Genomic DNA, 26,604 nt, shown 5'->3' with positions numbered 1-26,604 from the left:
TCTTACCGAATTCAGGTTAATAAACGGCTGAATAATAGCTGATTGTTATTAGCAATAACTGCAGATGTTTGCTCCAGGAATATGAAACCTTTCCTTGAAATCGTCAACGGTGAACCCACCGGTCGGTCATATCAGTATTATCACTTGTCGCTGAGCGGCAAACCCAGCTATTGGCATTTTCATGCCGAGTTTGAACTGACTTACATCGTTGAGGGCCATGGCATTCGAGCTGTCGGAGATCACCTAGGCCACTTGAAGTGCGGTGACCTGATGCTGTTGGGTGAAAACCTTCCCCATGATTTCAACATCACCGATGATGGCAGCGATGTGATTTTGATGACGGTTCGTTTTCCCAAAAGCATCATCCAGGGCTTTCCCGAGCTGGAGAAAATAGGAGGCATGTTAAAGGCGGCAAAATTCGGAACGCTGTTTAGTGATGTGGATGTGGCTACCGTCGAAAAGCTGATGAGTTTCAAACGCTTAAGCCACTCGCAACGCTTGATTACCCTGCTGGATGTCCTTAACGACCTGTCAGAAATACCCGAGGACGCCCTGGAGAGCCTGTCCAGCGTGGAGTTCAGCGACGATATGCTAGGCGAAAAAACCCATAGCCGCCTTCGGGACGTTATTGAGTTTGTCAACAACAATATCCGTCGTCCGATTGAGCTGAAAGAGGTGGCAGAATTCACCTGTATGACAGTGCCATCCTTTTGTCGATGGTTTAAGCGCTCGCTGGGTTGCAGCTTTGTGACCTATCTTAATCGCCGCCGCATAGAGGAGGCTTGTCGGATGCTGTTGGTGACCGAGTTGCCCGTTTCTGAAGTGGCCAGCAGCTGTGGCTTTGAGAGCTTCAGTAACTTCAATCGCTGTTTCAGTAAACACAAACATATGACGCCGAGTGAATACCGAAAGCAAACCACTCCGGCGTGATGATTCGTCGGTTAATATCGGAATGGCTTGTGGTAATTCTCGAATAGTTCGAAATTTCTGCCCTTTTTATAATCACATACTGTTGAAACCGTACCCAGGGGCAGTACCAGATGCAGAAAGTTCAAAGCGACCAGTGGTGGCGAGGCGCAACCATCTATCAGATCTATCCTCGCAGTTTTAGCGATTCCAATAATGATGGTGTCGGGGATCTGCGCGGCATAACCCGAAAGCTGGACTACATTGCCGAACTCGGCGTCGACGGCATCTGGATCTCGCCATTCTTTACCTCTCCCATGCATGATTTTGGTTACGATGTCTCTGATTACTGTGATGTCGATCCCATATTCGGCAGCCTGGAAGACTTTGATGATTTGGTGGCCAAGGCGCACCAGTTGGACCTGAGGGTGATCATCGATCAGGTGTACTCCCACACGTCGAGCGAACATCCCTGGTTTCAGGAAAGTCGCACCAGTAAAACGGGTACCAAATCCGATTGGTACGTTTGGGCAGACGCGAAGCCCGACGGAACGCCCCCCACCAACTGGCAGTCGAACTTCAGTGGCCCAGCCTGGACTTGGGACAACCGTCGCAAGCAGTATTATTTACACAACTTTTTGTCCACTCAGCCCGATCTGAATTTACACAATCCTGAGGTGCAGGACGCCATTCTGGATGTTGCCCGTTTTTGGTTGAATCGGGGCGTCGATGGTTTCAGGCTTGACGCCATCAATCACGCTATGCACGACGAATCGCTGCGCGATAATCCCGCCGTCGAAAATACTGACCTTTTGGCGAGCCGGCCATTTATGATGCAGGAACAAAGGTACAACCTGTCTCATCCCGGGGTACCGGAATTTCTAAAAAAGGTTCGCGAAACAACCAACAGTTATGGTGATATTTTTACCGTTGCTGAGGTCGGCGGCATGAATCCCGTGCCAGTGATGAAGAGTTATACCAAAGGCAGTGATGCACTTAGTTCAGCCTATAGCTTTGAATTCCTGGGGTTACCTGAACCGATCGCGGGGGCCGTCAAGTCTCTGTTACAGCTGTGGCCGGGTGAACCTGATGAGGGTTGGCCTTCGTGGGCGTTTTCCAACCACGATGTACCCAGGGTCGCCAGCCGCTGGGGTAAGGGAGAAAAGACAGCAGAACAATCCAAACTCTATCTGCTGTTATTGAGTTGCCTGCGCGGAAATCTGTTCATTTACCAGGGCGAAGAATTGGGTCTTCCACAGGGAGAGGTTCCCTTCGAGGCACTTCAGGATCCGGAGGCTATTGCCAACTGGCCGGATACCCTGGGTCGGGATGGCTCAAGAACCCCCTTTCCCTGGAATTCATCCACTCTCAACGCCGGTTTTTCCGAGTCGTCCACCTGGCTGCCGGTGGATGCCGCGCAGCGGGCAATGTCTGTGGAAACGCAATTGGATCAGTCAAATTCAATTCTCAGCTTCTTTAAACGCAGCATGTCGATAAGGCGGCAATATGAAGCACTTCGTAGGGGTGCTTTAGAGCTGGTGGAGGCTCCCGAACAGTTGTTGGCGTTTGTGCGCAAGACTGAACAGCAGCAATTGCTGTGTGTGTTTAACTTGTCCGGCGAATCTATTGAATGGGAACCCCGTGAATTGGAAAAAGGCCGCAGATTGCATTCGTTGGGGGTCAACGAATCGATGGAGACAATACCCAGGGTGTTACCCCCCCAATCGGGCTATATTTCTTTACTTGAAGACTGAGAGGAAGACTGCAAGTGGTTATCAAGAAAATAAAAAAGAGCCTGAACCGGGCAACAGCATTTTGTGTCTTCACAACCATTACTATGGGTTGTAGCGAACAGCCTGCGGTGCCTTCAACCGCGGGCCAAAACACCAGCTCCATTGAAGAACTCTGCGCCACCGGTCCGCAACGCGGTGAGCTGGCCCTGCACGTTCCATCTCCGGACTGGCAGGATCAAGTGATCTATATGTTGATGATCGACCGTTTTAATGATGGTGACCCCGACAACAATGATTTTGGGGCCGGCGAGTACAACCGCTACCAGGGAAATTATTTCAACGGTGGAGATTTCGCAGGGCTCATCGATAAGCTGGATTACTTGAAGGATCTGGGGGCGACGGCACTCTGGATCACGCCGCCGGTCGCCAACCAGTGGTGGAGTCGGGAGTATCAGGCTGCCGGTTGGCACGGATACTGGGCGACCCATTTTATGGAGGTTGATCAACATTTTGGCACCATCGAAGACTACAAGCGACTTTCCCATGAATTGCACTGTAAAGACATGTATCTGATACAGGACATGGTGGTGAATCACGTCGGCAACTTCTACAACTACGATGGTGATTACGATCCCAAGGATACAGCCAAAAACTTCTTTCTGCTCGAAGAGGGACATCCCACCCAGGAGGCGCCGGCTCAGTACCCTTTCAACATGATCAATCGGTTGAATCCTGAACACGCCAAAGCGGACATCTATCATTGGACTCCGCCGATCAGCGACTATGCCGATCGTCATCAGGAGCTCTACTACGGTTTGGGTACCATCTCCGATATCAATACGGAGAACCCCCTGGTGATCGACACCTTCAAGAAAACCTACAACTATTGGATTGAAGAGGTAGGCATCGATGGTTTCCGTATGGATACGGTGATGATGGTTCCAGTGCAGTTTTTTCAGAAATTTCTGCACGATGATGACGGCATTTATTCCCGCGCCAAGTCTCTGGGCAAGGACCACTTTTTGACATTTGGGGAGGTGGTGGCTTCCAATCCACCTTTTGAAGTATCCGGTGAAGAGAAGGTAATCGGATATCTGGGAACTGAGGCCGAGCCTGCGCTGAACTCAATGTTGGGTTATCCCCTCTATTTTGAACTCAAGCAGGTGCTTTCAGAAGGGCGTCCCACCCATGAACTGGCGTTCCGGTTGGATACCTTTATGAAGGCTTATCCGGATCCTTATGTGATCCCCAACTTTGTGGATAATCACGATACCCAGCGTTTTCTTAACGGCGGCAGCAAGGCTGCGTTCAAGCAAGCGCTGGCGGTGTTGATGACGATACCGGGAATTCCCATCATCTTGCAGGGTACCGAGCAGGGGTTAAAGGAGACCCGGCAGACTATGTTTGGCCCGGCCTATGGTTCCAGGGAGGACAATTTTAAGCCCGAATCAGAATATTTCCGCTATTTGAAATCACTCACTTCTCTGCGTAAAGAGAATAAGGTATTCACCCGGGGCACTATGACTCAGATAGCCTCGACATCCGTCGGTAAGGGTATTTTCGCCTATCAGCGGGAGTATCAGGGGGAATCGGTGTTGGTGCTGTTGAATAGTGCTGAACACAGTATTTTGGTGAAAGATCTGGATGCCGGGTTTGCCGGCGATACACAGCTGAAAACCCTGTTCAGCGAAAAGTTTGACGAGAGCGTCGTGACAGCAGGTGATGGTACTGTTTCCTTGAAGTTACCGGGAAGAGCTCTGGTGGTGGTCAGCGATAAGGGATCGCAGTTTGTAAGGGCTGAAGCAGACAATAAACAGGAGAATTTTTCAGTTACTGTGGATTCGGTACTTACCAACGACAGTTATTCCAGTGATATTCCCCTGTACGGTTCGGTCAGCGTCCCTGGCAGCAAATTAAAGCTGGTTATCAATGGAAATCTGGACGACGCCAAGGAGTTTTCCGCAGACGCGAAAGGTCACTGGAAGACATCGATTCCTGTCAGGAATTTTGGCGAGTCATCAAATCACTTTCAGATATATGCACCGGAATATCGATATCTGACCGCCATTCAGAGCTATGTGGCTAAAATCAGTGAACCTACATACACCAAGCAGCTGAAAGACGGCACAGCCGATGCTAAAGGCCCCAACGGGCGTTATACACCGCCCCAGCACAAAGACGCCAGGCATCAGCTGGAGATCGAAACGGTGAGTCTGAGGGGAGGTGGCGCCAATCTGGAACTCAATCTGGTGATGAAAAATCTCACCGATATCTGGTTGCCGCCCAATGGCTTTGACAACGTGGCGTTTAGTATCTTTGTGGATATTCCGGCGAAACAGGGTGCCTCCAAGTTGCCGTTGATCAATGCTGAAATGCCTGCCGGCGGAAACTGGGATTTGGGGCATTTTGTTACTGGTTGGAACAATTTCATCTTCTCCTCCGATGGCGCCACCATCGACCACCGCGGAGATATCGTGAGTGGTGCGCCGGATGTCGGCGTTGACAAGGAGCTCCGTAGAATCAGTATCCGCTACAGCGGAGAAAAAATCGGTGTGAAAGATTGGGCCGGCGTCAAGTTTTATATCACCACATGGGATGTGAACGGAGAGGCAACCTACGCGCCAATTTTGCCAGAACCGTCTTCCTGGGGATTTTCAGGGGCGGAAACCAATGCCGCCAAGATTATGGATGAGGTTCTGATAACAGTCCCTACAAGGGGAGGCTAAAGTTAAGCTAAAAGGGTTAATTGCCGAACCTGCGGAAGGCAATATCGGCAAAGTTCGGGGCAATTCCCGCGTAGCCCCGGACAGGCAATCTTCATAACATAATTTACGAACATTGAAGAATCTACAGACGTAACAAAACCTTTCAAATTTGGCAAATAAAACTTATAAGAAGTATCGAAGGAGAAGCTCAATGAAGAACGCATTCAAACCTGCTGCATTGGCAATGGCTGTCGCTGCGGTAATCAGTGCGAGTTCTCAGACCTACGCATCTGGTGATGAAGTCCTGCTGGAAGAGATAATCGTGACAGCGAAGCTCAAAAAGAGTCTGGTGAATTCTGTGGAACAGAAGCGGTTTGCTGACACAGTGATCGAAGCGATCTCGATGGAAGACATTGGTGTGTTGCCGGGTAAATCCATTGCAGAGAGCCTGATTGCACTTCCTGGTGTGGCCGGTGCACGGAACGATGACGGTTCTATCTCCAAGCTGTCTATCCGTGGCGCTCAGGATCTGGCTTTGTCTACCCTTAACGGCCGCGAGCTGGTCTCCGGCTCCGCGTCTCGTACTGTCAATTTCGGCCTGTACCCCAGCACCGTGGTTTCGCAGGCTCAGGTACACAAATCTTCCAAGGCCAGCCTGATTGAAGGCGGTCTGTCGGGGGTAGTCAATATGGACACCCTCAAACCATTTGACTTTGAAGAAACCCGGGTAGTGATCACTGGACAGGCCTCCGACGCCCAAGGGGCTGATGACGTTCCCATGGCCGACGCCGAAGGCGCTCGTGGCAGTCTCACTTACATCGATCAATTGAGCGACAGCCTGGGTGTGGTGGCTTCTCTGTCCTACGCGAACGAACCGGTGGCCCGTGAGGGCAGCTTGTCACCGTTCAGTTGGGGCACCTATGGACCGGGTCAGGATTTGGATGGCGATGGGGAAATCGGGGACGAACATCTCCCCTGGGGCTTTATTGCCAGACACCAGGGTGGTGAAGAAGAACGCATGGGTGTCTTCTTTGATGTCCAGTGGATCGCCTCAGACAATGTGGAAACCAATTTCGATATCTTGTATTCCGACAAAAGCATCGAGGGGGAGGCTCAGCATACTCAGTACGGCGGTTTTATGTGGAACTCAGCCGAACGTTTCAGCAATCTGGATTTTGTCGGTGATGATTTGGCTGCGGCTACCATTGATCTCAATCCTTGGGCTGTGCCTAATGCTGTGGCGGCCAACGGTCAGGAATACAGCATCGACGAAGAAGTCGTTGCCGGTGGCTACAATATAAAATGGAATCTCGAACAGTGGACACTTGTGGGTGATCTGAGTTACTCCAAAGCGGAGCAGCATTACACCTGGAACAGCTTCAATCTGAATATGGATCAAGCCAGTGAACTGGTTTTTGATTACCAGGCTTATGGCGATTCTCCCTCGTTGGCGGTATCGGGTTCGGACATTACCGATCCCACTTTATGGAGTCCAACCGGGTGGTTTACATTAGGGGTCAGTGAGGGCATTACAGACGACGAAATGATCGCTCTGCGCCTTGATGGAGAACACCATCTGGATATGGAGTTCGGCAATTTCCAGTTAAAAACCTTGAAAGTCGGAACACGTTACTATGACCGGGAAAAGAGTCTGGATGTGATTTCTTCGGAGGCATCCTACGTCAGCGGCCATCCTTTCAGTCCCAATAACGATGGTTCTCTGGATGTGAGTCCGTTGGACAGTTCCTATGTAGCCGGCATTATGAGTGCTGATAACGCGCCGGACATGATTATGTGGGACTTTGATCGTATCGTGGATCGCCTGGGTGGTTATCGGCGTGTGGACAGCGTGGCCAATCTCAATCGTGAGAGAACAGCATCATGGGAGGTACAGGAGGATTCGCTGTCCTTCTACGTACAGTTGGACTTCAGTGGAGAATGGTTTTTTCCCTATAGTGGCAACATCGGTTTACGCTATATTGACACAGACAGTCAGTCACCCGGTTGGGTGGATTTCTCCGATGGTAATCCGGCCGTGGCAACCAGTGCGGGCAACAGCTATACCGAAGTGCTGCCCAGCCTTAACCTGAGTTTTGATCTTACCGACGAGCAGGTGTTGCGTCTGGGATGGGCCAAGGTTCTCAACCGCCCCAATATCGACGACATGCGTTCTTCTTCAGCGGTGTTTTATAACTCGTTGGCCGATCGCTATGAGGGTTCCGGTGGTAATCCGGAACTCGATCCCACCATCGCTGAGCAAGCCAGTTTGTCCTATGAATGGTATCCGCAAGAGGGCACCTCGCTGGTGCTGGCCGCTCACTATTCGGACCTGGAGTCCTTTGTGGCTGAATTTACCCGCCAGACCACTTTCAACGGTCAGGCCGCACAAGTCGCCGGTGTGGGTAACGGTGAGGGCGGTTATATCCGCGGACTGGAAGTGACTCTGCTCAAGAGCTTTGATCAATTGCCGGCACCCTTTAATGGCCTGGGCGTCAGTGCCAACTATTCCTACACTGAAACCAACGTGGACCCATCACCTGACGATCCGTTTGGTTTGATCGGGCTGTCCAGGGATGTCGCTAATGCATCAGTGTGGTGGGCGGGTGAACACCTGGAAGCGCGTCTGGGTGCGGATTACCGAAGCGAATATGAAGACATTGATGGCTTTGGTAACTTCCTGACGGTCAATGACGTCACTATCGTCAGCACCAGTGTGGCCTATAACTTTAATAAAGATTTGAGGGTCAATCTCTTCGTTAATAACCTGACGGACGAAGAACGCAACAAGTATACCGGTGGTGTACCTCAGCGTACGGAAAGCATTATGAATTTCGGCAGAATCATTGGGTTGGGTGTGCATTACAACCTGTGACAGCTTAACGGTCTCCAACATCCATCGTTAAGTGCTTGAGCCCCGATCTTCGGGGCTTTTTTTTGGATACCTGAAGGTAATCAAGAATCGACTTCCAAGATCCCTTGCCCGTCTGCAAAGGGAATATCAATCTCCAGAGAACCGGGATTGCGCTGTTGGTAGGAAAGGGGTTCTCCGTTCCAGCGCACTGCGTATCGCTGTCCCTCCTGCATATTGACGATCACCGTGGCGTTTCGCTTCCTGCCGTTTTTCTTCAGTTGTCCGACAAACTTTCGGTTGTCGTTGCTAAATACCTGCTTCTCCACCCAGACATCAAACCCTGTGGTCAGCTGTCCGGCGCAGTGATAGGCGTAGAACCAGTTGACAACCGGTGAGGACAAACCGCTGAATTGATGCCAGCCGGCACCGCGACCTGACTCAATAATAAAATGCTCGAAGCAATAGTAAGAGGTCTCAACTTCCCGCTGCCACAGATCCAGCGCAGTGCGGGCAATCCCGTAGGCAAAATCTCCCTGTCCCAGATCGAGTGCCGTTTTCCACATAAACCACTGATGCGGCATCCACACAGCGCCGTTCCAGTAGCCGTCCTTGCGATAGTAGGGGGCCGACTGATCCATGGTTGACAGACCGATGGGGGTCCAGAATCGATCCGGATCAGCAAGGCGTTTGAGCAATAACTTTTCCTGCTCAGGGGTGCATACTCCGGCCATGAGCGGCATGACGCCATCCAAGCCCATATTGTAATTGCAGCCACTGCTATGGAGCAGAGGGGCATCGGCCTTACCGGATTCATCATGGACGACGTAACTGAAGTACCCTGCCTTTTCATCCCAGGCAAAATCCTGCAGGGCAGCAGAGAACGTTTCGATATCTGCCTGATAGAGTATTTGATCTTCTTTAATGCCCAAGGCCTCTGCGGCGCTCAGCAGTATTTTGGCGCTTCTAATGACGTGGGCGGTAATAGCCGAGCAAGTGATTCGAGATTCAATGCCGCTCTCAAGTGTGTGCAACTGCGCTGGATAATCATCCCAACCTCCGGATTCCCAGAAGTACTCCCAGGTGCGAATCAGGTTGGAGCCAAGCGCTCGTGTCGTCGAACCCTGGCTGTGTCCGGCCAGGAATCGGTAATATTGGCGCAGGCTCGGGTAGAAGCGCTTAAGAGTGTTCAGATCCTGGGTTTGATTCCAGATTTCCTGGAACAGATACATCTGGGTGGGAACCGGACTGCCGTGGTAGACAAAGGCGGCGTGCTTATCCCCTGCTTCCGTGAGGTAGGCATTGAGGTTGTCAATGGCCCGTTCAACGTCATAGTGCCGCAACGCCAGACCAATAAACCCCGAATCCCAGGTATAGAGACTGTCCCACCACTTGCCGGGGGTGCTGTGGCGAATAAACTGACGCTTCGTATAGACCGGATAAACCACGTTTAACATTTCGGTCGCCGCCATGCGCGCCTGGCTGAATTGATAACGCTTTCCGGATGGTAAGCAAGGGGGAGAAATGACTCTTTGACGAGCGGCTTCGCAGGCGGCGTCAAGCTCCTGTTTGGTTCGTTGGAAGAACTCCGACAATTGCTCTTCAACCTGCTCCTGAGTTCCTGAGCAGACAAAGGCAAACTGGGTGTTACTGCTTTGGGGAGGTGCTGATATGGGCCGAATAAAGACATCGGTGAAGTGGCCTTCTCCGGGACCGTCCTTGATTTCTGTATAGTTATTGGGAACCAGAAGTCTCATGCAGGTGTCGAGTTCATGGTTCAGAATCTGCCGTAGCCAAAAGTCCGGATGATGCCAGGCCAGCCCGTAGACTGTGGCAGAATCCGCGTACTTCAATATCAGACTGTTGGGTTGGGGGCCGCTAAGTATTTGTGGTACCGGGGACCATTGGTGGGTTTCGAATTCCACCCGTTGATGACTCTCCGTCAACGAAAACCCGTCCAGTTTTATTGCCGCATCAGTCAACGCCGTGATCCGCAGGTTGTGCTCTCCGGCGGGGATCATATGGGTCGGTATGCGTAATTGGCAGAGTCCCCGTTGATCGGGGGAGTTACCATCGAGCGTAAGCTCCATTTGTACGGCACCCTCCAGCAGCAAGCGTGTCGGGCCAGAGCCGTCCAGTGCATAGCGAAGAGTGACTACAGGGTGTTGAAGCCCATGTTCCAGCTCGAATGAAAAAGTGACCCAGTCGCCGGGCTCACCACCAAAACCGCAGCCGATACCGGTGCCGTTTACCAAACCGTGGTCACGGATCTCCGCTCGCATCAGACCGTCGGTTACCAGCCCGTCGTCGTGGCGAGGAGTGGCAAATCCGAGGTCCACATAGTCAAGCGCGTCGATCCAGACACCGCCGTCGGGCAGGTCGACCTTTGCCAACCGAATGGGTTCGTCGGATTCCACCCCCAGGGTAGGGAAGTTCATATTGGCGACAAGATGCAACTTCAGATCTTGCGGGGTATCGGTATTATTGACGAAGTCACAGCGCACCAGTCGGGCGCTGTCACTCAAGGCGGAAAACGATACATCACAAAGGACCTGGTCTTTCCATTCGATCTCGTAGCGATAACTGTAGTAACTTAAATCCGATGCCGCTTCCCAGGCGTGATGACCCGACGCCCACTTTTCATTGGGTACCAGCATCTGGCGGCGGTAATGACCCGGCATTACCGACAGGTCGAACCGCAGGCCGGAGCAAACGTCTGCAATATGCGCGATTCCCGCGTAGTGTTTGGAATAGGGCCCCCAGTCGGGCAGGCGAAGGTCGTGACTTTTCTGATATTTTGGCATGGTCTTTCTAAACTCTTTTGACGAGTGACCATGGTAAGAGACAATACGGTGATGAGCTTCTCCGATATTGGCTCTTGTAACGCAAAATTTATCAATGGAATTTTGCGTTACATTTGGGTGGTGTGGTTGCAGGTGTTGTTACAGGTGTAGCCGCGCCGGATTATTGAGGGAAAAGCACCGTAGCAGGCTCCGTCAGTGAAATATGCACATAAGATGTATCCACTGTCGTTGATGTAAACCCCTCGTCAATCTGCTGATGGCGTAAGGCGGTCACTTCCTGCCCCGCCGCGTTTAAGTGGTAGATGGTCTGATCACCAAGCCGCTCTACGCCTCTGACGTCGCAACGCAGGCCGCCCTGGCTGACCACATTGACGTTTTCCGGGCGAATGCCAAAGGTATAGTTTCCGCATTGGGTGTCTTTCAGGTGATCCGGCAGCTCAAAGCACAGATCACCGGCCTTGAACTTCTGGTTCTCAACTTTCCCTTGAATCAGATTCATAGCCGGAGTTCCCAGAAAAGACGCTACAAACGGGTTGTTGGGATTGTGATAGGCCTCCAGTGGGGGGGCGTGTTGTTGAAGTATACCTCCGTGCATAATGGCGATGCGGTCGGCCAGGGTCATGGCCTCCACCTGGTCGTGGGTGACGTAAACGGTGGTGGTGCCGTGCAGCTCGTGCAGGCGACGCAGTTCGATGCGCATTTGATTGCGCAGTTTGGCATCGAGATTGGATAGTGGTTCGTCCATCAATAACACCTTGGGCCGACGTACCAGGGCGCGTCCGATGGCAACCCGCTGCCGTTGTCCGCCGGACAAAGCCTTGGGCTTGCGATCAAGCAGTTGGGTCAGGTCCAGCATTTCTGCGGCTTCGCCCACACGATTGGCGATTTCCCTGGAGTCCAGGCGCTCGCCCTGTTTTGCCATACGCAAACCAAAAGAGAGGTTGTCCTCAATCGTCATGTGTGGGTAGAGCGCATAGGACTGAAACACCATACCCAATTCCCGCGCGCCGGGAGGCAGGTCATTCACCTTGGTACCACCGATCAGAATATCCCCGTTGCTGACGGTCTCCAATCCAGCCAGCATGCGCAGCGTGGTTGATTTACCGCAGCCGGAGGGACCAAGCAGTACCAGAAACTCACCTTCTTCAACTCGCAAGTCCAGGCGTTCAACCGCTACATAGCCATTGGGATAGGTTTTGTTGACTGCTTTGAATTCTACTTCTCTCATAGTCTCAGCCCTTTACCGCACCGGCACTCAAGCCTTGTACCAGTGATTTTTGAAATAACATAAACAGGATAACGACCGGCGTGCTCACCAGGATACTGGCCGCTGCGAAGTCGCCCCAGCGCTGGCCGGTGGACGGAATCATTGAGGCCAGGCCGACGGGCAGAGTAAATTGATCGTTGGATGTATTAAATACCAGAGCCAACAGGAATTCGTTCCAGGCACTGAGAAACGAAAACAGGGCGGTAATCGCGACTGCCGGCAACGATAGCGGCAGCACGATTTTGAAAAAGATCTGCAGCTGTGTGCAACCGTCCAGCATAGCAGCTTCTTCGAGTTCCCGAGGTACCGTGTCGAAAAATCCCTTAAGCATCCACACACACAACGGCAGTGTGGTAACTGAATAAGCGATAATCAGACCGATACTGGTATTGAGCAGACCCAGGGTTTTCATCACCATAAAATAGGGCACCAGAATAATGATGCCGGGAAACATCTGGATCAGCATAAAGGCAAACATGGACTGTTTCTTGCCACTGAAGTCAAAGCGACTAAAGGCGTAGCCGGCCGGCACCGCCAGACTCAGACCCAGCAATGTGGTACCGAGACTGACGATCAACGAGTTCTTGGTCCACACCCAAAAGGTGGGTGATCCCAGGATAACTTCGAAGTGCTCCAGGGTAAAAGCGTCTCCTATCTCACCCCCGAGAACGTTGCCGGGTGACACCGCCACGTCGAAAATCCACACCAGTGGAATAATCACCAAGGCTACCGCGTGAATCAATAAGGTGTGAGAGCCGACCGCTTCCAACGTCACTTCCAGTCGCTTGTTCCTGGCCAGCCCGGCCTCAGCTCGGTCGGCCGAGATGCCGGAGCACCAGTCCGCGATTGAAGCGGAGGTCAGCCATGAGACGGTCAGAGCTGCGGGCAGAATCAGCCAGCCGCGAGACCAGTAGTCGTAGACGGAAAGATCGCTGTTCCAAAGGGATACGAGCCCCAGCACCAACCCAATGGCTGCAAACCCCAGAGCCGCCCATCTCTGCCAACTGGCAGTACCATCGGGGAGCAACAGGCGGGTGATCATCAGAGACCCCACGCCAAGTCCGGTAAGGTAAATGCCGGTCGTGTCACTCCTCAATAATTCTCCGCCCAGAACGATCAAATTCATCAACACAGCGCATAACAGCCAGCGTTGCAACATCTGAATTTCAATCGGCACATACCACTGTTGCGCAATGTTGGGGTTGCTCACGTCAATCATTCCGTTTGTCAGTAGTCTGCTGTTCATGCCACGGCCTCCGTTGCTTTGGTTTTCTTCACATAGACCCAGGAGAAGGCCACCAGCATCAAGAAGATAATCACTGACCAGGCGGCGGCGACACCGTAGCGACCGTAATCAAAGGCGACGTCATAGACATAGGTGATCAGAATATCGGTGGCGCCCGGCTGGCCAAAGTCCACACTCGGGTTGCCACGTGTGATCAGGTAAATCACGGTAAACATATTGAAAGACCAGATAAAGCCCAACAGACTCAACGGGGTTATGGTGCTTTTCAGGTTGGGCAGAGTCAGGTGTATAAACTGGTCCCATTTACTGACGCCATCGAGGTCCGCGGCCTCATACATGTCTCCGGGAATTGCCATCAGAGCACCACTGAGGGACATCATCATAAAGGGAATGCCCAGCCAGATATTGACCAGAATAACCAGGACTTGGGCGGAGGTGACCTGAGACAACAGCTCGATTTCGGTTCCGAGAATGTTATTAAAAAGGCCGTCTGTTTGCAGGATTCCCTTCCAGGCCAGAATGGAGATGTAGGCGGGGATTGCCCAGGGCATGAGCAGAATGGTCCGGTAAAACAGCTTTCCTTTCAGGTGCGCTTTTGTCAACACCAGTGCCAGCATCAATCCAAACCCGACATGTGCCGTCACATTGGCAACCGACCAGATAATGGTGAACAGGGTTACTCTTCCAAATCCGGGGCTGGTAAACACTTCGACGAAGTTGGTCAGACCAATAAAGCTCTCTTGTCCCAGCCGGGACTGATGGGCATCGGTAAAGGATAACCAAATGCCGTAAACAATGGGGTAAAAGCTTAATACCGCCAGGGCGATCAACGCTGGAGCCACGTAGGCGTGGGCGACGTTGGCGCTGGCTTTTCCGCTGCGCATATCCTGTCGGCGCAAATAAATAAACAGTGCCAGCAGACAAATAACGATTGAGGTCAGGATGCTCAGAACAGGCCGTGTATCCGGAGGAGCTGGCAGTTGGTCCGGTATGTCGGTGCGAGTTTTGATTGGCGACAGGCTGTCTTGGCCGCTCAATAGCTGTCCGCTGTAGTCAACGGCAACCACGGCAATCCAATAGTCAGTATTAGGGATTAATCCGGTCAGCTGGCATGACCAGCGTTTGGCGGCGGGACTGATGACGGGGCTGCCGAATGGATCCCGGTGGGTCGGCAAGCCGTCCTCCCAGCAATCCTCGTAGGCTGCTCCTTCGGGTACTCTCTCCAGCCTGGAGGTGTCCGCCACCTGTACCTGGGAGTGCAGCAAGGCGTCTGTTAACGTACGAAAAGGTTGTTCAGAAAACCAGACCTCGTATCGATCTACATCGCGAGCGTCTGTGACTGATACCTCGATTTGAATGGTTCGGTACTTCTGCGCTTCTGAGACAACTCTTACCTCAGTCAAGGTTCCGGCATTGACGCTCAAAGACAGCAGAAAAAACAACAGACCTGCGATAACCGGCGGCAGGGGAGCAATTCGAGTCACGGTCATCTCTCCAGGTTGGACGCAAGGTTATCGTTGGCTGCCGACAACGCGGCAGCAGGGTTCATCTTGCCGGTGTAGACCAGTTCGATGGCTGTGTTCAACGGTTCATAGGCCAGGGACATTGCTTGGGTGGTCGGTGCCGGTGTGGCGACTTCCGTCTGGCGAATAAATCCACTCAGATTCAGATCACCGGTAATGGCCGGGTCGTCCTTGAGACTAACGCTGGTGGGGGGCGTGTAGGTTTGCAGTGCAAAGGTACGTTGCACTGTATCTGAGGCCAACCACTTGGCAAGGCGGGCGGTGGCAACTTTGTTGGGGCTCTGCTTTGAAATGGACCAGCCGATATAGGCGAGCAATGGCGACATGCGCTTGCCGGATTGAGGTACGGTGGGCAGTAGCGCCTGCCCGAGGTTAAGGCCGGCGTCGGTATAGGATTTCCAGTTCCAGGGGCCATCGATGGTCATAGCGGCCTTGCCCTGTTGGAATTGGGTTTTTACCGCTTCGACGTCAAAGCCGGTGCCGGGCGCTACCACACCGTGTTTGAGTTCAAGATCCAGAACCCATTGCAGAGCTTCGGCGGAGCCGACTGAATTGAGCGTAGGGTTGCCATCGCCATCAAACAGCCAGCCGCCAAACCCGGTCTGGAAGGCGATCCACCAGTAGTAAACCCGGATGGGAACCGCCAGGCCCCTGACCTCGCCTTTCGTCAGTAATTGCGCCACCTTTAACATGTCATCGATGCTCCAATCGTCCTGCGGATAGGGAAGGCCGTGAGCATCGAAAATATCTTTGTTATAGATCAGTGAGAGGCTGGCCTGGCTGACAGGAAGGCTGTAAAGAGCATGGTTGTAGCGCATGGCGTTCATGGCGCGAACGTCGATGCGGGAGCGCTCCATCGGTGTCAGGTGAGGACGCAGATCTTCCAGCAGTGGCGCACCATTGACTCTGACCTGACCGATTTTGCCCAGGTCACGGCTGTTTAAGCGTACCAGGTCCGGCGCCTCACCTCCCTGGGAGGCAGTAATAAACTGCTGCAGCATTTGCAGGTAGGGAACGCGAACAGGGTTTACGTCGATGTCTTGGTTGTTCTGCTCAAAAGCCTCTATGGCTCGGAAAAACAATTGCTCTTCTTCGGAGTCGGCAATGTAGGTGTACCAGACTTCTACAGGGGTTTTGTCTGCAAAGGCATTGCCTCCGAAGACGAACAAACAGGCCACCAGCAATGGGATATGCCACTTTATCATTGTTATCAGTACCTCCCTTACAAAGGGGTTCGCTATCAGAATACTCAAGGTTCAGAGTAGAGGGATTTCCAATCGCAAACTATGCAGAACTTGACCATTGATGTTCCAATCTTGTCATTCACTTTTGTCTACCGTCCCCACCGGCCAGGTTGGTAACCTTGCGCGGCCGGCAGGCGCACGGCTTGGGTCAGAGCCCGTAACGGGTACTGACACCGGCGGGGTCGACGGGTTTTCCAGTAGCCGCTGACTCCATAGCGGCAAAACAGAGCGACAGTCCGGCCAGGCTTGACCGCGGGTGTGCGGTAGGTTGCTCACCGTTTTCGATGGCACACAGAAAATCCGCCATACTGCCGATCAGTGCATGGGGAAACCAGTCGCGTTCCACTTCAATGACGGTGGAGCCAGATTCGGTCACCACTTGCAGGCTGTCTCCGCCGAGGGAATGGCCGGCAATTTCCACTTTGCCTCTGGAACCGTTGACATGGAAGTAGCCAGAGTCCTCCTGTCGCGCACTGGCCCGCATATTGACAGTGACCTGCAAAGATCCGTAATCGATAATCACTGATGCCATGGTTGGTACCTCTACCAGTTGTCCTTCGCGCTTGCCGGTAATGGCGTAAACGCTCTTGGCATCGTGCTCGGGGAACAACCCGGCGATCAGATCGAACCAATGAATGGCGAAGTCATAGAGTACGAGATTGGGGTCTTTGCCCAAGACATGGTTTGCTACCAATTCGTCGTGGGCCCAATAGGCAGAAAAATCCGCAGAGGCCACCTCGCCAATATGACCGCCTTCAATCACTGTCCGCAATGCACGGAAGTGTGGCGCCCAGCGGCCATTTTGGTTGACCGCCAGAGTGACTCCCTGGCTCTCGGCCACTTGCGCCAGTTCAACGCCCTCGCTGAGCTTCTCGACAAAGGGTTTTTGGCTAAGAACATGCTTGCCCGCCAATAGCGCCTGGCGAACAAACTCCGGGCGAATATCCAGGTGCAACGCCAGGTCCACTACGGTGATATCATCGCGCTTGAGTACCTCTTGAAAATCTGTGGTGATATCCGCATTGGGAAAGTGTTCGTCGCGGGCGTTGCAGGCTGCCGCTTCGTCCTTGTCGCAGATCAGGGCAACATTCCAACCCGCTTGCCGGTAGGAGTACAGTTGGATTCTGCCAATGGCACCGCAGCCAACCAGTGCGATACAGTGTTGATCAGATGCCGGCATACGGACTGGCGGCACCAGAATATTCATGTTGCTCTGCTCGTTTGATGACGCCGCTGCAGAGTCGTAAGGATTTGTCATAACTTCACCTGTAGTGATAGAGAGTAAGCAGTTTGTTCAAAGCCGTACCGGCCGACCTTCTTTGACACTGGCGACGGCCGCATCGGCAATACGTTGCGCACCCAGGGAGATTTCCGGGCCGCAAGGGCCATCTACCTGATGACCTTGGTCCAGGCTGTCATGGAGATAAGTGAAGATATCGTTCTTGGTAAACTCGTCGACAGGTATGGCGGTTGCTTCCGGGTTGGCTCGGGTTTGAATCATCACGGTATCGGCATAGTCACGACTCATGATGGTGCCCTCGGTTCCCACAACCACAAATCCACAGAAGGGTTGTGGCTGGTTTATCCAGGGGTCGGTAAATGTGCCCCAGCGAGTTTGAAAGCAGGACAGCCCACTGGCGTATTTCGCCACCACAACACTTTGCATATCCACCCGGTATTGGGTCGGAACATGAGTGACGGCGCTGACCTCTGTGGGGAGTTCACCGTCTCGCATCCAGGTGGCGAGGGTGACGCCGTATCCCAGGTAGTCGAGCATCGAACCGCCCCCTGCATCGGGATTGAACCACCAGGTGTCTTCGACATTAACCGGGTTTTCCACTTCCTTCTTAGCGTGCACGTGGTATTGGGGGCCACGATTGCCGTCGTAGTAATGGACTTCGATCACGTCACCAATCAGGCCTTCGGCAATCATACGTCGGCTGGTGCGATGTGGCGGGTACCAGGCCAGAGGCCAATTGATGGCAAGTTGCACGCCGTAGTTCTCAGCGGCGTCAATACAGCGCTGCGCATCCTCTGCGGATACCGCGAAGGGCTTCTCCAGCAGGATATGAATTCCACGCTGCGCCAGGCGTTCGGCCCAATCCGCGTGTTGCGCGGTTGGGGAGCAGACTATCGCCAGATCGGGTCGAGTCGCATCCAACAGTTGTTGCCAGTCGGTATATTGCAGTTGCGGGAGGATTTCCAAATCGTCACAGACCTCTGCCATACGTTCCGGTTGGGTGTCATAAACACCTACCACTTCATAAACATCGGATGCCTGTGCCTTGCCGAGCAAGTCACCGATGTGCATATGGTCAAAACAGATACCGACGACTCGGCGTGGACTATTGCTCATAACACAGTCTCCTTTAATCCAGTTTAGCAATTGAATGAGGAGGTTTCGGAACCTTCCATTTGAAGAAATGGTAGACAGTTCTCGGTGTGACAACTATGCGATATTTACCTCAGTGAGCATCGATTTTGACTTTGTATGAGGCAAATTACCTCATTGATGAGGCCGAAATTGTCTTGCTTCCAATGGCTATAAGCGGGCTGTTTTTTAGTGCGGATTACTGCCAGTAGCGGGTGTCGATATGCTGTATTTCCCGGGTCATCAGGGGATTTTCAAACAGGATGGCGCGGCGCTGCTCCAACGCCAGTTCTTTCAATGGAAAGTGTTGGGGATGGGATTGATACAATGTCATGTAACTGCCGTCCTCATAGGCACTGGCGAAGCCGGCAAGGAGAAGTTCGTGCAGTTTGAGGTTGTCTCGGTGTACAAAAAAGAAAAAGTCGTACCTGGGTATGTCCAGATAAAAATCGCTAACGAGGTCGATGTCTTCAAAATGTGCCTGGTACATTGATACAAATGATCGAGCTTCGTTGGCACCGAGTGGAATGTAGTCGATGCGGCCGGAGGCCAACATTTTGAAGATGGAATTTATATTGCTGACAGATGTTACCGGCAGGCCGTTACTCGCTAGGATGGTGGTTATCGGCCAACCGAGGCCAAGCCCCGCCGTTAATGGTTGCAGGTCCGAGATACTGTGAATGTGTTTGAATTTTTGCCGATCGTGACCGCGGATGACCAGTACCCGCTTCCCTAAGATGCCGCGGGTCAGTGGTATGGGAATCAGGGTGATTTCCTTGGGCATGACGTCGCTGATGCCCAGCCAGGAAACATCAATTTTTCCGCTGACCAACTGTTGTCGGGCACGGGAATCCGTCATTTCGGTTTTCGATTTCTGCAACTTGAAGGCCCCGCCGGACCGTTGCAGAACCAACTCCAGGACGGCGTAGGCAAACTGAGATTCTTCGTTTCGACCTTCCAGGTCTGCATAGGTGATGGTTACCGAAGATGCAAGAGCGACTTCCTGCCACAGGCAACAGCAGCCTAACATCGCACAAAAAAACCTGCGATATCGGTATCCAAATGAGACAAACCTCCTTGCAGTGATCTTCATTTTTCACCTCAAGTGGCGGGCCCACGAAAGTGGGCCGACCTGTCAGTACCGCATCGGGATTAACACCTTTGTTACATCAGTGGCCGTCCCCCATCAACGGGAATTACACAGCCGGTGTTAAAAGTCATGGTTGAGGCCAGTGCCACCACGGCATCGGCGACATCCTGCGCTTGGGCAATGCGCTTTAACGGCGTGTGATCTATCTGCTGTTGCAGATACACCGGGTCGGCGCGCCGGGCATAGTCGCCATCCACCCAACCAGGTGCCACTGCCACTACTCGAATGTCTGGGGCCAGTGCCCGCGCCAGCGACATGGTCATGGAATTGACCGCCGCCTTGGAGGCGCAGTAAGCGACATTGCTGCCCACTGCCGTAGTGCCGGCAATGGAGGAAATGTTCACCACCAATCCGTCGCCGCTCTCTTGCAGTAGCGGTCTGAATGCGCGCACGCAGGCAAAAGCTCCGCGCACATTGGTCGCAAAAATCTGATCGATAACGTCGTCACCCAATCCGTCGAGATCGTCGTGGGCAACCACTTGAGTCATGCCGGCGTTGTTCACCAGTATGTCCAGATGCCCGATGTCGCGACTCAGGTTGTCTGACAGTGTTTTCAGCGCGGCGCTGTCCAATACCGGGGCGTGCATGGCAATATGTCCCTGGCCCGGCAGCTGTTCACACAAATGACGAGCCCGTTCGCTACTGCTGTTGTACCCCGCAATAATGCGAACGCCCCGGGCCGCCAGAGCCTGGCAAATGGCGTCGCCTATGCCTCCGGCCGCACCGGTCACCAGCGCGACCTTACCTTGTAATGACAGGGCCATATCAATCAATCCTTACGGTAGCGTTTGACTCGCAGATCCGCCTGGGCTCCATGGCCGGCAAAGCCTTCCAGCGCACACAGACGGGAGCAGTATTCGCCAATTTCCACGGTGGCCTCTTCAGAAACGCGCTGGTAGGTGCAGGTCTTGATGAATTTGCCGACCCAGAGCCCGCCGGTATAGCGCGCTGCCTTGCCCGTGGGCAAGGTGTGATTGGTGCCGATGACTTTGTCGCCATAGGCGACGTTGGTTTCCGGGCCCAGGAACAAGGCGCCGTAGTTGCGCATATTGTCGAGAAAATAGCGTGGATCTTTGGTAATGATCTCCACATGTTCAAAGGCCATGTCGTTGGTGACCTGCAACATTTCTTCGTCGCTGTCGCAGAGAATGATCTGCCCATAATCCTGCCAGGATTTACCGGCGATTTCCGCGGTGGCCAGAGTCTGCAATTGGCGTTCGATTTCCGTCGGCAATGCTTCCGCCAGTTCTGCGCAGGTTGTTACCAATACCGAGGGAGAGTTGTATCCGTGTTCCGCCTGTCCCAACAGATCCGTCGCTGCCATTTCCACATCACAGGTTTCATCGGCGACCACCACGGTTTCGGTAGGGCCGGCAAACAGATCGATTCCGACACGGCCGAACAGTTGGCGCTTGGCTTCTGCGACAAACGCATTACCAGGACCCACAATCATATTCACCGGAGCGATACTTTCGGTGCCGATGGCAACCGCGCCGATGGCCTGCACACCGCCAAAGCAGTAGATCTCATCCGCGCCGGCCAGATGCATGGCTGCCACCACTGCGGCGTTGGGTTCACCATCAAACGGCGGCGAACAGGCGATCACCCTGGGTACGCCGGCGACCTTGGCGGTGACCACGCCCATATGGGCCGAAGCCACCAGGGGGTACTTGCCGCCGGGCACATAACAAGCAACAGAGTCCACGGGAATATTTTTGTGGCCGAGGAACACACCGGGCAGGGTTTCCACTTCTATGTTTTGCAGGGCGTTTTTCTGGGCTTCGGCAAAACGTCTGACTTGTGCCTGGGCGAAGCGGATGTCTTCCAGTTCGCGTTCACTGAGCCGCGCCACGCAGGCGTCGATCTGTTCTTTCGTCAGGCGGAAAGACTCGGGGTTCCAGCCATCAAATTGCTGCGACAGGTCCCGCACCGCGGCGTCGCCTTCGGTTTCAATTCGACTGAGTATGCCCTCGACAGTTTCTCGCACCTGCGCGTTGTTCTGTCGGCTGGTTTCCACGGAAATTCCGGGTTTAACAATAGTTGCCACTGATTTTCTCCCTCACTGAAAAATAAAACACAATTGAATTGGATCAGGTCTGTTCGCCTGCCGGCCTGAGGCCTTGTTGTTCTGTCTCTGTGGTTGAATCCTTAAACAGCAATGCGAAAACGCAGAGCACCAGCAGCGCCATCACGGCCGGTGCCAGCCAGATCTGCTCCCAGAGTCGCTGTTCTGTGGTGAAGCTGCTGACGATCCAGCCGGACGCATAGGCGCCGATAAACATACCGACACCGTAGGTGCAAAACGTCAGCAAGGCCTGGGCAGAACCGCGTAATTGCCGAGGTGCCACCCGGTCGGTGTAGATTTGCCCGCTGACAAAAAAGAAGTCGTAGCAGATTCCGTGCAAGAGGATACCGAGGTAGATGGACCAATTGACGCCCTCACCGGAAAAACCATAGGCAAACAAGCCGTAACGAATCACCCAGGCGCCCATGCCGATCATCAACATGGCCTTGATGCCCAGGCGTCGGAACATCAGCGGCATCAGCAGCATAAACAGCACCTCGGACACCTGGCCCAGGGTCATTTTGCCGGCGGCGTTTTCGATACCCAGATCGTTGAGATACAGATTGGTGAAGTTGTAGTAGAACGCCAGGGGGATACAGATCAACAGCGAGCACACAAACACCAGCAGCAGCGAACGATCATTGAGCAGCGCCAGCGCGTCGAGCCCCAGCAGTTGACGCCAATTGGCGGCAGGGGTGTCAGCAGAGGTACGCACCTGATCGGGCAAGGTAAAGCAGTAAATCCCCAGGATCAGGGAGCTGACCGCGGCCAGGACAAAGGGTGTCGCGGTTTCTTCTATGGCGAGAAACCCCACCAGGATACCGGCGGCGATCCAGCCGAGGGTGCCAAACACCCGAATCTTGGGGAATTCCCGCTCCCCGTCGGCCAGCCCCTGGAAGCAGACGGTATTGGCCAGTGCCAGCGTCGGCATATAGAGCAGCGCATAGGCCATCAGCAGCATATAGAGGGTGTCGAAGCTGCGGGTTTGCGCCAGGTACCAGAGCAGCACCGCGCCGAGCAGATGCAGGATAGCCAGCAGTCGGGCCGGGGGCAGCCAGCGATCCCCCAGCGCACCCACCAATAGAGGCGACACCATGGCGGCAATGGCGGTGGTGCCATAGGCCATCCCTATCTCTGTGCCGCCGACACCCAGGCCACGGCCTAGAAAAGAGCCAAGTGTGACAAACCAAGCCCCCCAAATAAAAAACTGAAGAAACATCATGCCGGAAAGTCGGATATGGAGGGGGCTCATAGGGCTCTCCTGATTGGCTAGGTCTGATTCATTGCTGATTCAAAATGATGTAATAATGATAGTTAATGCATCAAAAAGAATCAAATAATCTTTATGCGCTTCTATTGGGGGTGGCCAAGGGGTGGTTAAATGGTTGGTTTCTCTCTAAATTTATCCGGAAAACAACTTTTACATCAAAAAAGATCAAAAAATGATTCCAAATAAATCATTTTGTGGCATTATGAGGGTATGGCAACGTCGCCAGCGGATATCACAGGGGCAGAACACATGATCGGTGGCTTGGATCACATCAATATCGAAACCGAAAACCTGCAGCAAAGCATCACCTTCTATAGAGATGTGCTGGGTTTGGTGGAGGGGTGGAGGCCCCCATTTGATTCCGTAGGTGCCTGGTTGTACGCCCACGACAAGCCGGTGGTGCATCTGGTGGAGCGCCAGGGTGACCAGCGGGAGGCCACAGGCCGCATCCATCACTTTGCGCTTTCCGCCAGCGGTATTGCCGACTATGAACGGCGTTTTAACGAGGGCGACATCAAGTTCAAAAAGGTGGATGTTCCCGGTACTGCCATACAACAGCTGTTCGCTGTTGGTCCGGATCAGGTGTGCGTGGAACTTCAGTTTAATGATGGTCAGTGATTGAGGATTGGCGTTTCGCCTATCCCAAAATGATGCATATTGACTCAAAATAAATCATGGCGTAGGCTTTTACCCATAGAGCCATCTTAGCAATGGTTCGCGGGGCTGCCGCCAAACAGCCGCGTTGCGCAGGAGGTGCTGACATAACCAAAGCGAACACAAAGTAGATGCTGAAAATAACGAAATTCACAAAGTGATTTACTCGAATATTTGTGTCTCTGTTGGAGGAGTCAAAGATGTCTAACAATAATCAAAATGCAGTGCCTGCCAGCGCCCTGATCCGCAAACTGTCATTGGGTGCGGCCGCGATATTTGCACTGTCCCCGCTGTCTGCCGCCATTGCAGCTGACAGCCAAGCTGAGCTCATGAAAGAACTGGACGATGTCTCAACCGCGCTGGAAGAGGTGATCGTTACTGGTACCACCGGGCGTGGTATTACCGTACTGGAGTCGTCCGTGGCCGTAACCCAGGTCAGTGCCGAGGATCTGGCTCGTCAGGCCCCCTTCGGTCTGGCGGATTCCGTAAAATCCGTGCCCGGTCTCTACGCCCAGGACTCCGGTGGCCAGACGTCCAACAGTGTTGGTGTACGCGGCTTGCCCGCCAGCCAGCACTTTGAATTTATTAGCGTCCAGGAAGATGGCCTTCCGGTTTCCTACGACCGCTACACTGTTGATGCCGTGCAACGCTACGATATTGGCATCGAGCGTTTTGAGGCCACCCGGGGCGGGACTTCCGGCGTATTGGCTCCGAACGGCGCTGGTGCCATCATTAATTACATCACCAAAAAGGGCACCGATGATCCCGAAGGTACCCTCAAGCTGACCGCCACTGACTATGAAAACGTCCGCGCTGACTTCTTCTGGGGCGGCCCTCTGGCCGAAGACTGGAAGCTGGCCGTGAGTGGTTACTGGCAGGCCGGTGGCACGCCTCGCGATACCGGCTTTACCGCCGAGCGCGGTGGTCAGATTCGCTTGAACCTAACCCGCGAACTGGAGAACGGTGAGCTTAACCTGTCGTACAAACATATCTCGGAGAGCAACTCCTTTGTGCTGCCGCTGCCGCTGTATCGTGATCAAAGTGGTGACCTGAAAGAAATTCCCGGATTTGATCTCAACCACGGTAATACCACCAGCTTCGAGAACAGCCGTACCCGTATCCTGTTTGCCGATGGTTCCAGCGTGGAAGCCAACGCCCAGGATGGTGCCGACACCGAAGCCGATGTGTTGACCGTCAGTCTCGATCTGGAGCTGGATGAAAACTGGTCGTTCCGTCACGCCAGCCGCGTGACCGACCTGAACCGCAGTTTCAACGGTATCTGGACCGGTTCCGCCGGTGCCAACAGCCTGATGGACGCTGAGAACTACTTGGCAGATGGTATGGATTTTGGTGCCGGATACGGCAGTGTGGGTGACTTTTATGCCGCCAATGCCGGCACCCAGCGCTGTTTCCAGTATGTGTCTTCCAAGCAGCTTGTCTGTGAGGGCGATGCGGCCATGGACACTATCGGCGGTAATGGTCTGGTGCAGATTCTCAACGCGCTGAACGAGCCCATCGAGCGCAAGCAGATCATGAGCGATACCCGCTTTACCTTTACCACCGACAACAACAGCCTGTCGTTCGGATTGTTGTACGCGGATATCCGTCACAAGCGAGCGTTGCAAACCAGCTTTTTCCTGAGCGAAGTGAGTGACAGTGACGCCGATGTACTGGATATCGTTGCGGTGGATGGCAATGGCAACGTGCAGGCTTATTTGAGCGATGGCGGTGTGGTCAAGCATGGTCACTGGCGCGGCAACGATGACATGCAGCTGACGTCCTACTCGTTTTACGTCAACGACGAATATCAGGTCAATGATGATCTGCGTTTGGATGCCGGTCTGCGCTATGAAAACGCCGAGTACAAGGGGATTGGTTTGACCGGCCTGGGTAATCGCTATGCGGTAGCCGGCGCCTTTGATGCCAATGGCAATGATGTGGACAACATTCTTGCCAACAACTACGCCACCCGCCAGTTCGGTAGTGGTGTTACTGACACGCATTCGTCGGACTACTCCGAACTGGCCTGGACCCTGGGTTTTAACTATGTGATCAACGAAGGCTTGGCAGTATACGGTCGTTACGCCGAGGGCTTCCAAACCCCTCGTGCCGATCGCCTGGGTGACATTCGCAATAACGGCCTGGATACGCCGGTCAGTGAACTGAGTTTTGTGGAGCTGGGTATCCGCTACCAGGGGGATGTAATCAACACCTCGGCAACCTTGTTCCAGACCAACTTTGACAACCTGCTGACCGGCGGACTGGGCTTTGACGCCTCCGGTTCCCAGCGCTTGTTCACCGCGGAGCTGGAAGTGACCGGTGTTGAATTTGACCTGGGCTGGAGCCCCACCGATTGGATTACTCTTGAAGCGCAAGGTGTCTTCCAGAGCGCTGAGCTGGGTGCCATCTCCAACCCGTCGATCCAGAGCTGGAAGGGCAACACCCCGGCACGTACACCGGACACCCAGGTTCGCGTGTCACCCACGTTCCACGTCACCGACGAACTGGATGTGTTTATGACCTACCACTACCTGGGCAAACGCTACGGGGCCAACGACAATATCGTCGAGTTTGACGCCTGTGGCTCCCTGGACGTGGGGGGTTCCTTCCTGATCAGCGATGCTCTGACACTGCAGATCAAAGGTAAGAACATCACCAACGAGGTCTGCTATAACGAGGGTAACCCTCGCGCCACCAGCACCGAAAACGCCCTGGCCTATGGTTTTGCGCGACCCATCGCCGGTGCCACCTGGATGGCCTCCATCAGTTACGATTTCTGATTCGGTCAGTTATCGCCCTTTGGCTGCCGTCCGATCGG

The 26,604-nt window shown here is 53.6% G+C and carries 17 protein-coding genes; 6 read left to right on the top strand and 11 right to left on the bottom strand.

Annotated features, from left to right (window positions below):
• Window positions 1-81: 81 nt before the first annotated feature.
• The 4 genes from HBA55_RS01505 to HBA55_RS01490 all read left to right on the top strand — a co-directional run bounded on the left by HBA55_RS01505 (window position 82) and on the right by HBA55_RS01490 (window position 8,216).
• Window positions 82-930, top strand: coding sequence for a helix-turn-helix domain-containing protein (locus HBA55_RS01505; RefSeq protein ID WP_166986028.1), 849 nt, complete (start codon window positions 82-84; stop codon window positions 928-930).
• Between the two features lie 110 nt (window positions 931-1,040).
• The gene (locus HBA55_RS01500; protein WP_166986025.1) at window positions 1,041-2,660 is read left to right on the top strand and encodes an alpha-glucosidase family protein; all 1,620 of its coding nucleotides are present in this window, start codon (window positions 1,041-1,043) and stop codon (window positions 2,658-2,660) included.
• Window positions 2,661-2,674: 14 nt separating this feature from the next.
• Window positions 2,675-5,365 carry an alpha-amylase family glycosyl hydrolase gene (locus tag HBA55_RS01495; protein ID WP_166986022.1) on the top strand — a complete coding sequence of 897 codons (2,691 nt, stop codon included), beginning with the start codon at window positions 2,675-2,677 and terminating at the stop codon, window positions 5,363-5,365.
• A gap of 190 nt (window positions 5,366-5,555) precedes the next feature.
• Window positions 5,556-8,216, top strand: coding sequence for a TonB-dependent receptor (locus HBA55_RS01490; protein WP_166986019.1), 2,661 nt, complete (start codon window positions 5,556-5,558; stop codon window positions 8,214-8,216).
• Between the two features lie 80 nt (window positions 8,217-8,296).
• Here the strand turns inward: HBA55_RS01490 and HBA55_RS01485 are convergent, their stop codons facing one another.
• From HBA55_RS01485 to HBA55_RS01435, 11 genes are all read right to left on the bottom strand, one after another.
• The gene (locus HBA55_RS01485; protein ID WP_166986016.1) at window positions 8,297-10,996 is read right to left on the bottom strand and encodes an MGH1-like glycoside hydrolase domain-containing protein; all 2,700 of its coding nucleotides are present in this window, start codon (window positions 10,994-10,996) and stop codon (window positions 8,297-8,299) included.
• 160 nt (window positions 10,997-11,156) lie between these two features.
• A complete protein-coding gene (locus HBA55_RS01480) occupies window positions 11,157-12,224 on the bottom strand; it encodes an ABC transporter ATP-binding protein (protein WP_166986013.1) in 1,068 nt (355 codons plus the stop codon).
• Between the two features lie 4 nt (window positions 12,225-12,228).
• On the bottom strand, window positions 12,229-13,509 hold the full coding sequence (locus tag HBA55_RS01475; protein ID WP_166986010.1) for a sugar ABC transporter permease: 1,281 nt from the start codon (window positions 13,507-13,509) through the stop codon (window positions 12,229-12,231).
• Complete coding sequence (locus HBA55_RS37970; RefSeq protein WP_166986007.1) at window positions 13,506-14,993, bottom strand: ABC transporter permease subunit; 1,488 nt, start codon at window positions 14,991-14,993, stop codon at window positions 13,506-13,508. The genes HBA55_RS01475 and HBA55_RS37970 overlap by 4 nt, the downstream gene beginning before the upstream one ends.
• A 2-nt stretch (window positions 14,994-14,995) precedes the next feature.
• A complete protein-coding gene (locus tag HBA55_RS01465) occupies window positions 14,996-16,237 on the bottom strand; it encodes a sugar ABC transporter substrate-binding protein (RefSeq protein ID WP_166986004.1) in 1,242 nt (413 codons plus the stop codon).
• Window positions 16,238-16,424: 187 nt separating this feature from the next.
• Complete coding sequence (locus HBA55_RS01460) at window positions 16,425-17,534, bottom strand: Gfo/Idh/MocA family protein (RefSeq protein ID WP_166986001.1); 1,110 nt, start codon at window positions 17,532-17,534, stop codon at window positions 16,425-16,427.
• A 36-nt stretch (window positions 17,535-17,570) separates the two neighbouring features.
• Window positions 17,571-18,632 carry a Gfo/Idh/MocA family protein gene (locus HBA55_RS01455; protein ID WP_166985998.1) on the bottom strand — a complete coding sequence of 354 codons (1,062 nt, stop codon included), beginning with the start codon at window positions 18,630-18,632 and terminating at the stop codon, window positions 17,571-17,573.
• 214 nt (window positions 18,633-18,846) lie between these two features.
• Window positions 18,847-19,677: a substrate-binding periplasmic protein gene (locus HBA55_RS01450; RefSeq protein ID WP_166985995.1), complete on the bottom strand. Its 831-nt coding sequence runs from the start codon at window positions 19,675-19,677 to the stop codon at window positions 18,847-18,849.
• 134 nt (window positions 19,678-19,811) lie between these two features.
• Entirely contained in the window at window positions 19,812-20,561 is a 750-nt protein-coding gene (locus tag HBA55_RS01445; protein WP_166985992.1) for an SDR family NAD(P)-dependent oxidoreductase, read from the bottom strand.
• 5 nt (window positions 20,562-20,566) lie between these two features.
• Window positions 20,567-21,844: a histidinol dehydrogenase gene (gene hisD, locus HBA55_RS01440; protein ID WP_166985989.1), complete on the bottom strand. Its 1,278-nt coding sequence runs from the start codon at window positions 21,842-21,844 to the stop codon at window positions 20,567-20,569.
• Window positions 21,845-21,887: 43 nt separating this feature from the next.
• Window positions 21,888-23,114 (bottom strand): nucleoside permease, encoded by a 1,227-nt coding sequence (locus tag HBA55_RS01435; RefSeq protein WP_166985986.1) that lies wholly within the window; start codon window positions 23,112-23,114, stop codon window positions 21,888-21,890.
• A 228-nt stretch (window positions 23,115-23,342) separates the two neighbouring features.
• On the opposite strand from HBA55_RS01435, the gene HBA55_RS01430 reads away from it, so the two are divergent.
• Window positions 23,343-23,750, top strand: coding sequence for a VOC family protein (locus HBA55_RS01430; protein WP_166985983.1), 408 nt, complete (start codon window positions 23,343-23,345; stop codon window positions 23,748-23,750).
• Window positions 23,751-23,986: 236 nt separating this feature from the next.
• Window positions 23,987-26,566 (top strand): TonB-dependent receptor, encoded by a 2,580-nt coding sequence (locus HBA55_RS01425; RefSeq protein WP_166985979.1) that lies wholly within the window; start codon window positions 23,987-23,989, stop codon window positions 26,564-26,566.
• The last annotated feature ends 38 nt before the right edge of the window (window positions 26,567-26,604 follow it).

Source organism: Pseudomaricurvus alkylphenolicus (genome assembly GCF_011683955.1).
GTDB classification, from domain to species: domain Bacteria; phylum Pseudomonadota; class Gammaproteobacteria; order Pseudomonadales; family Cellvibrionaceae; genus Pseudomaricurvus; species Pseudomaricurvus alkylphenolicus.
Note: the sequence above shows the minus strand (reverse complement) of the source record. Positions and strands in the feature narration are given on the sequence as shown.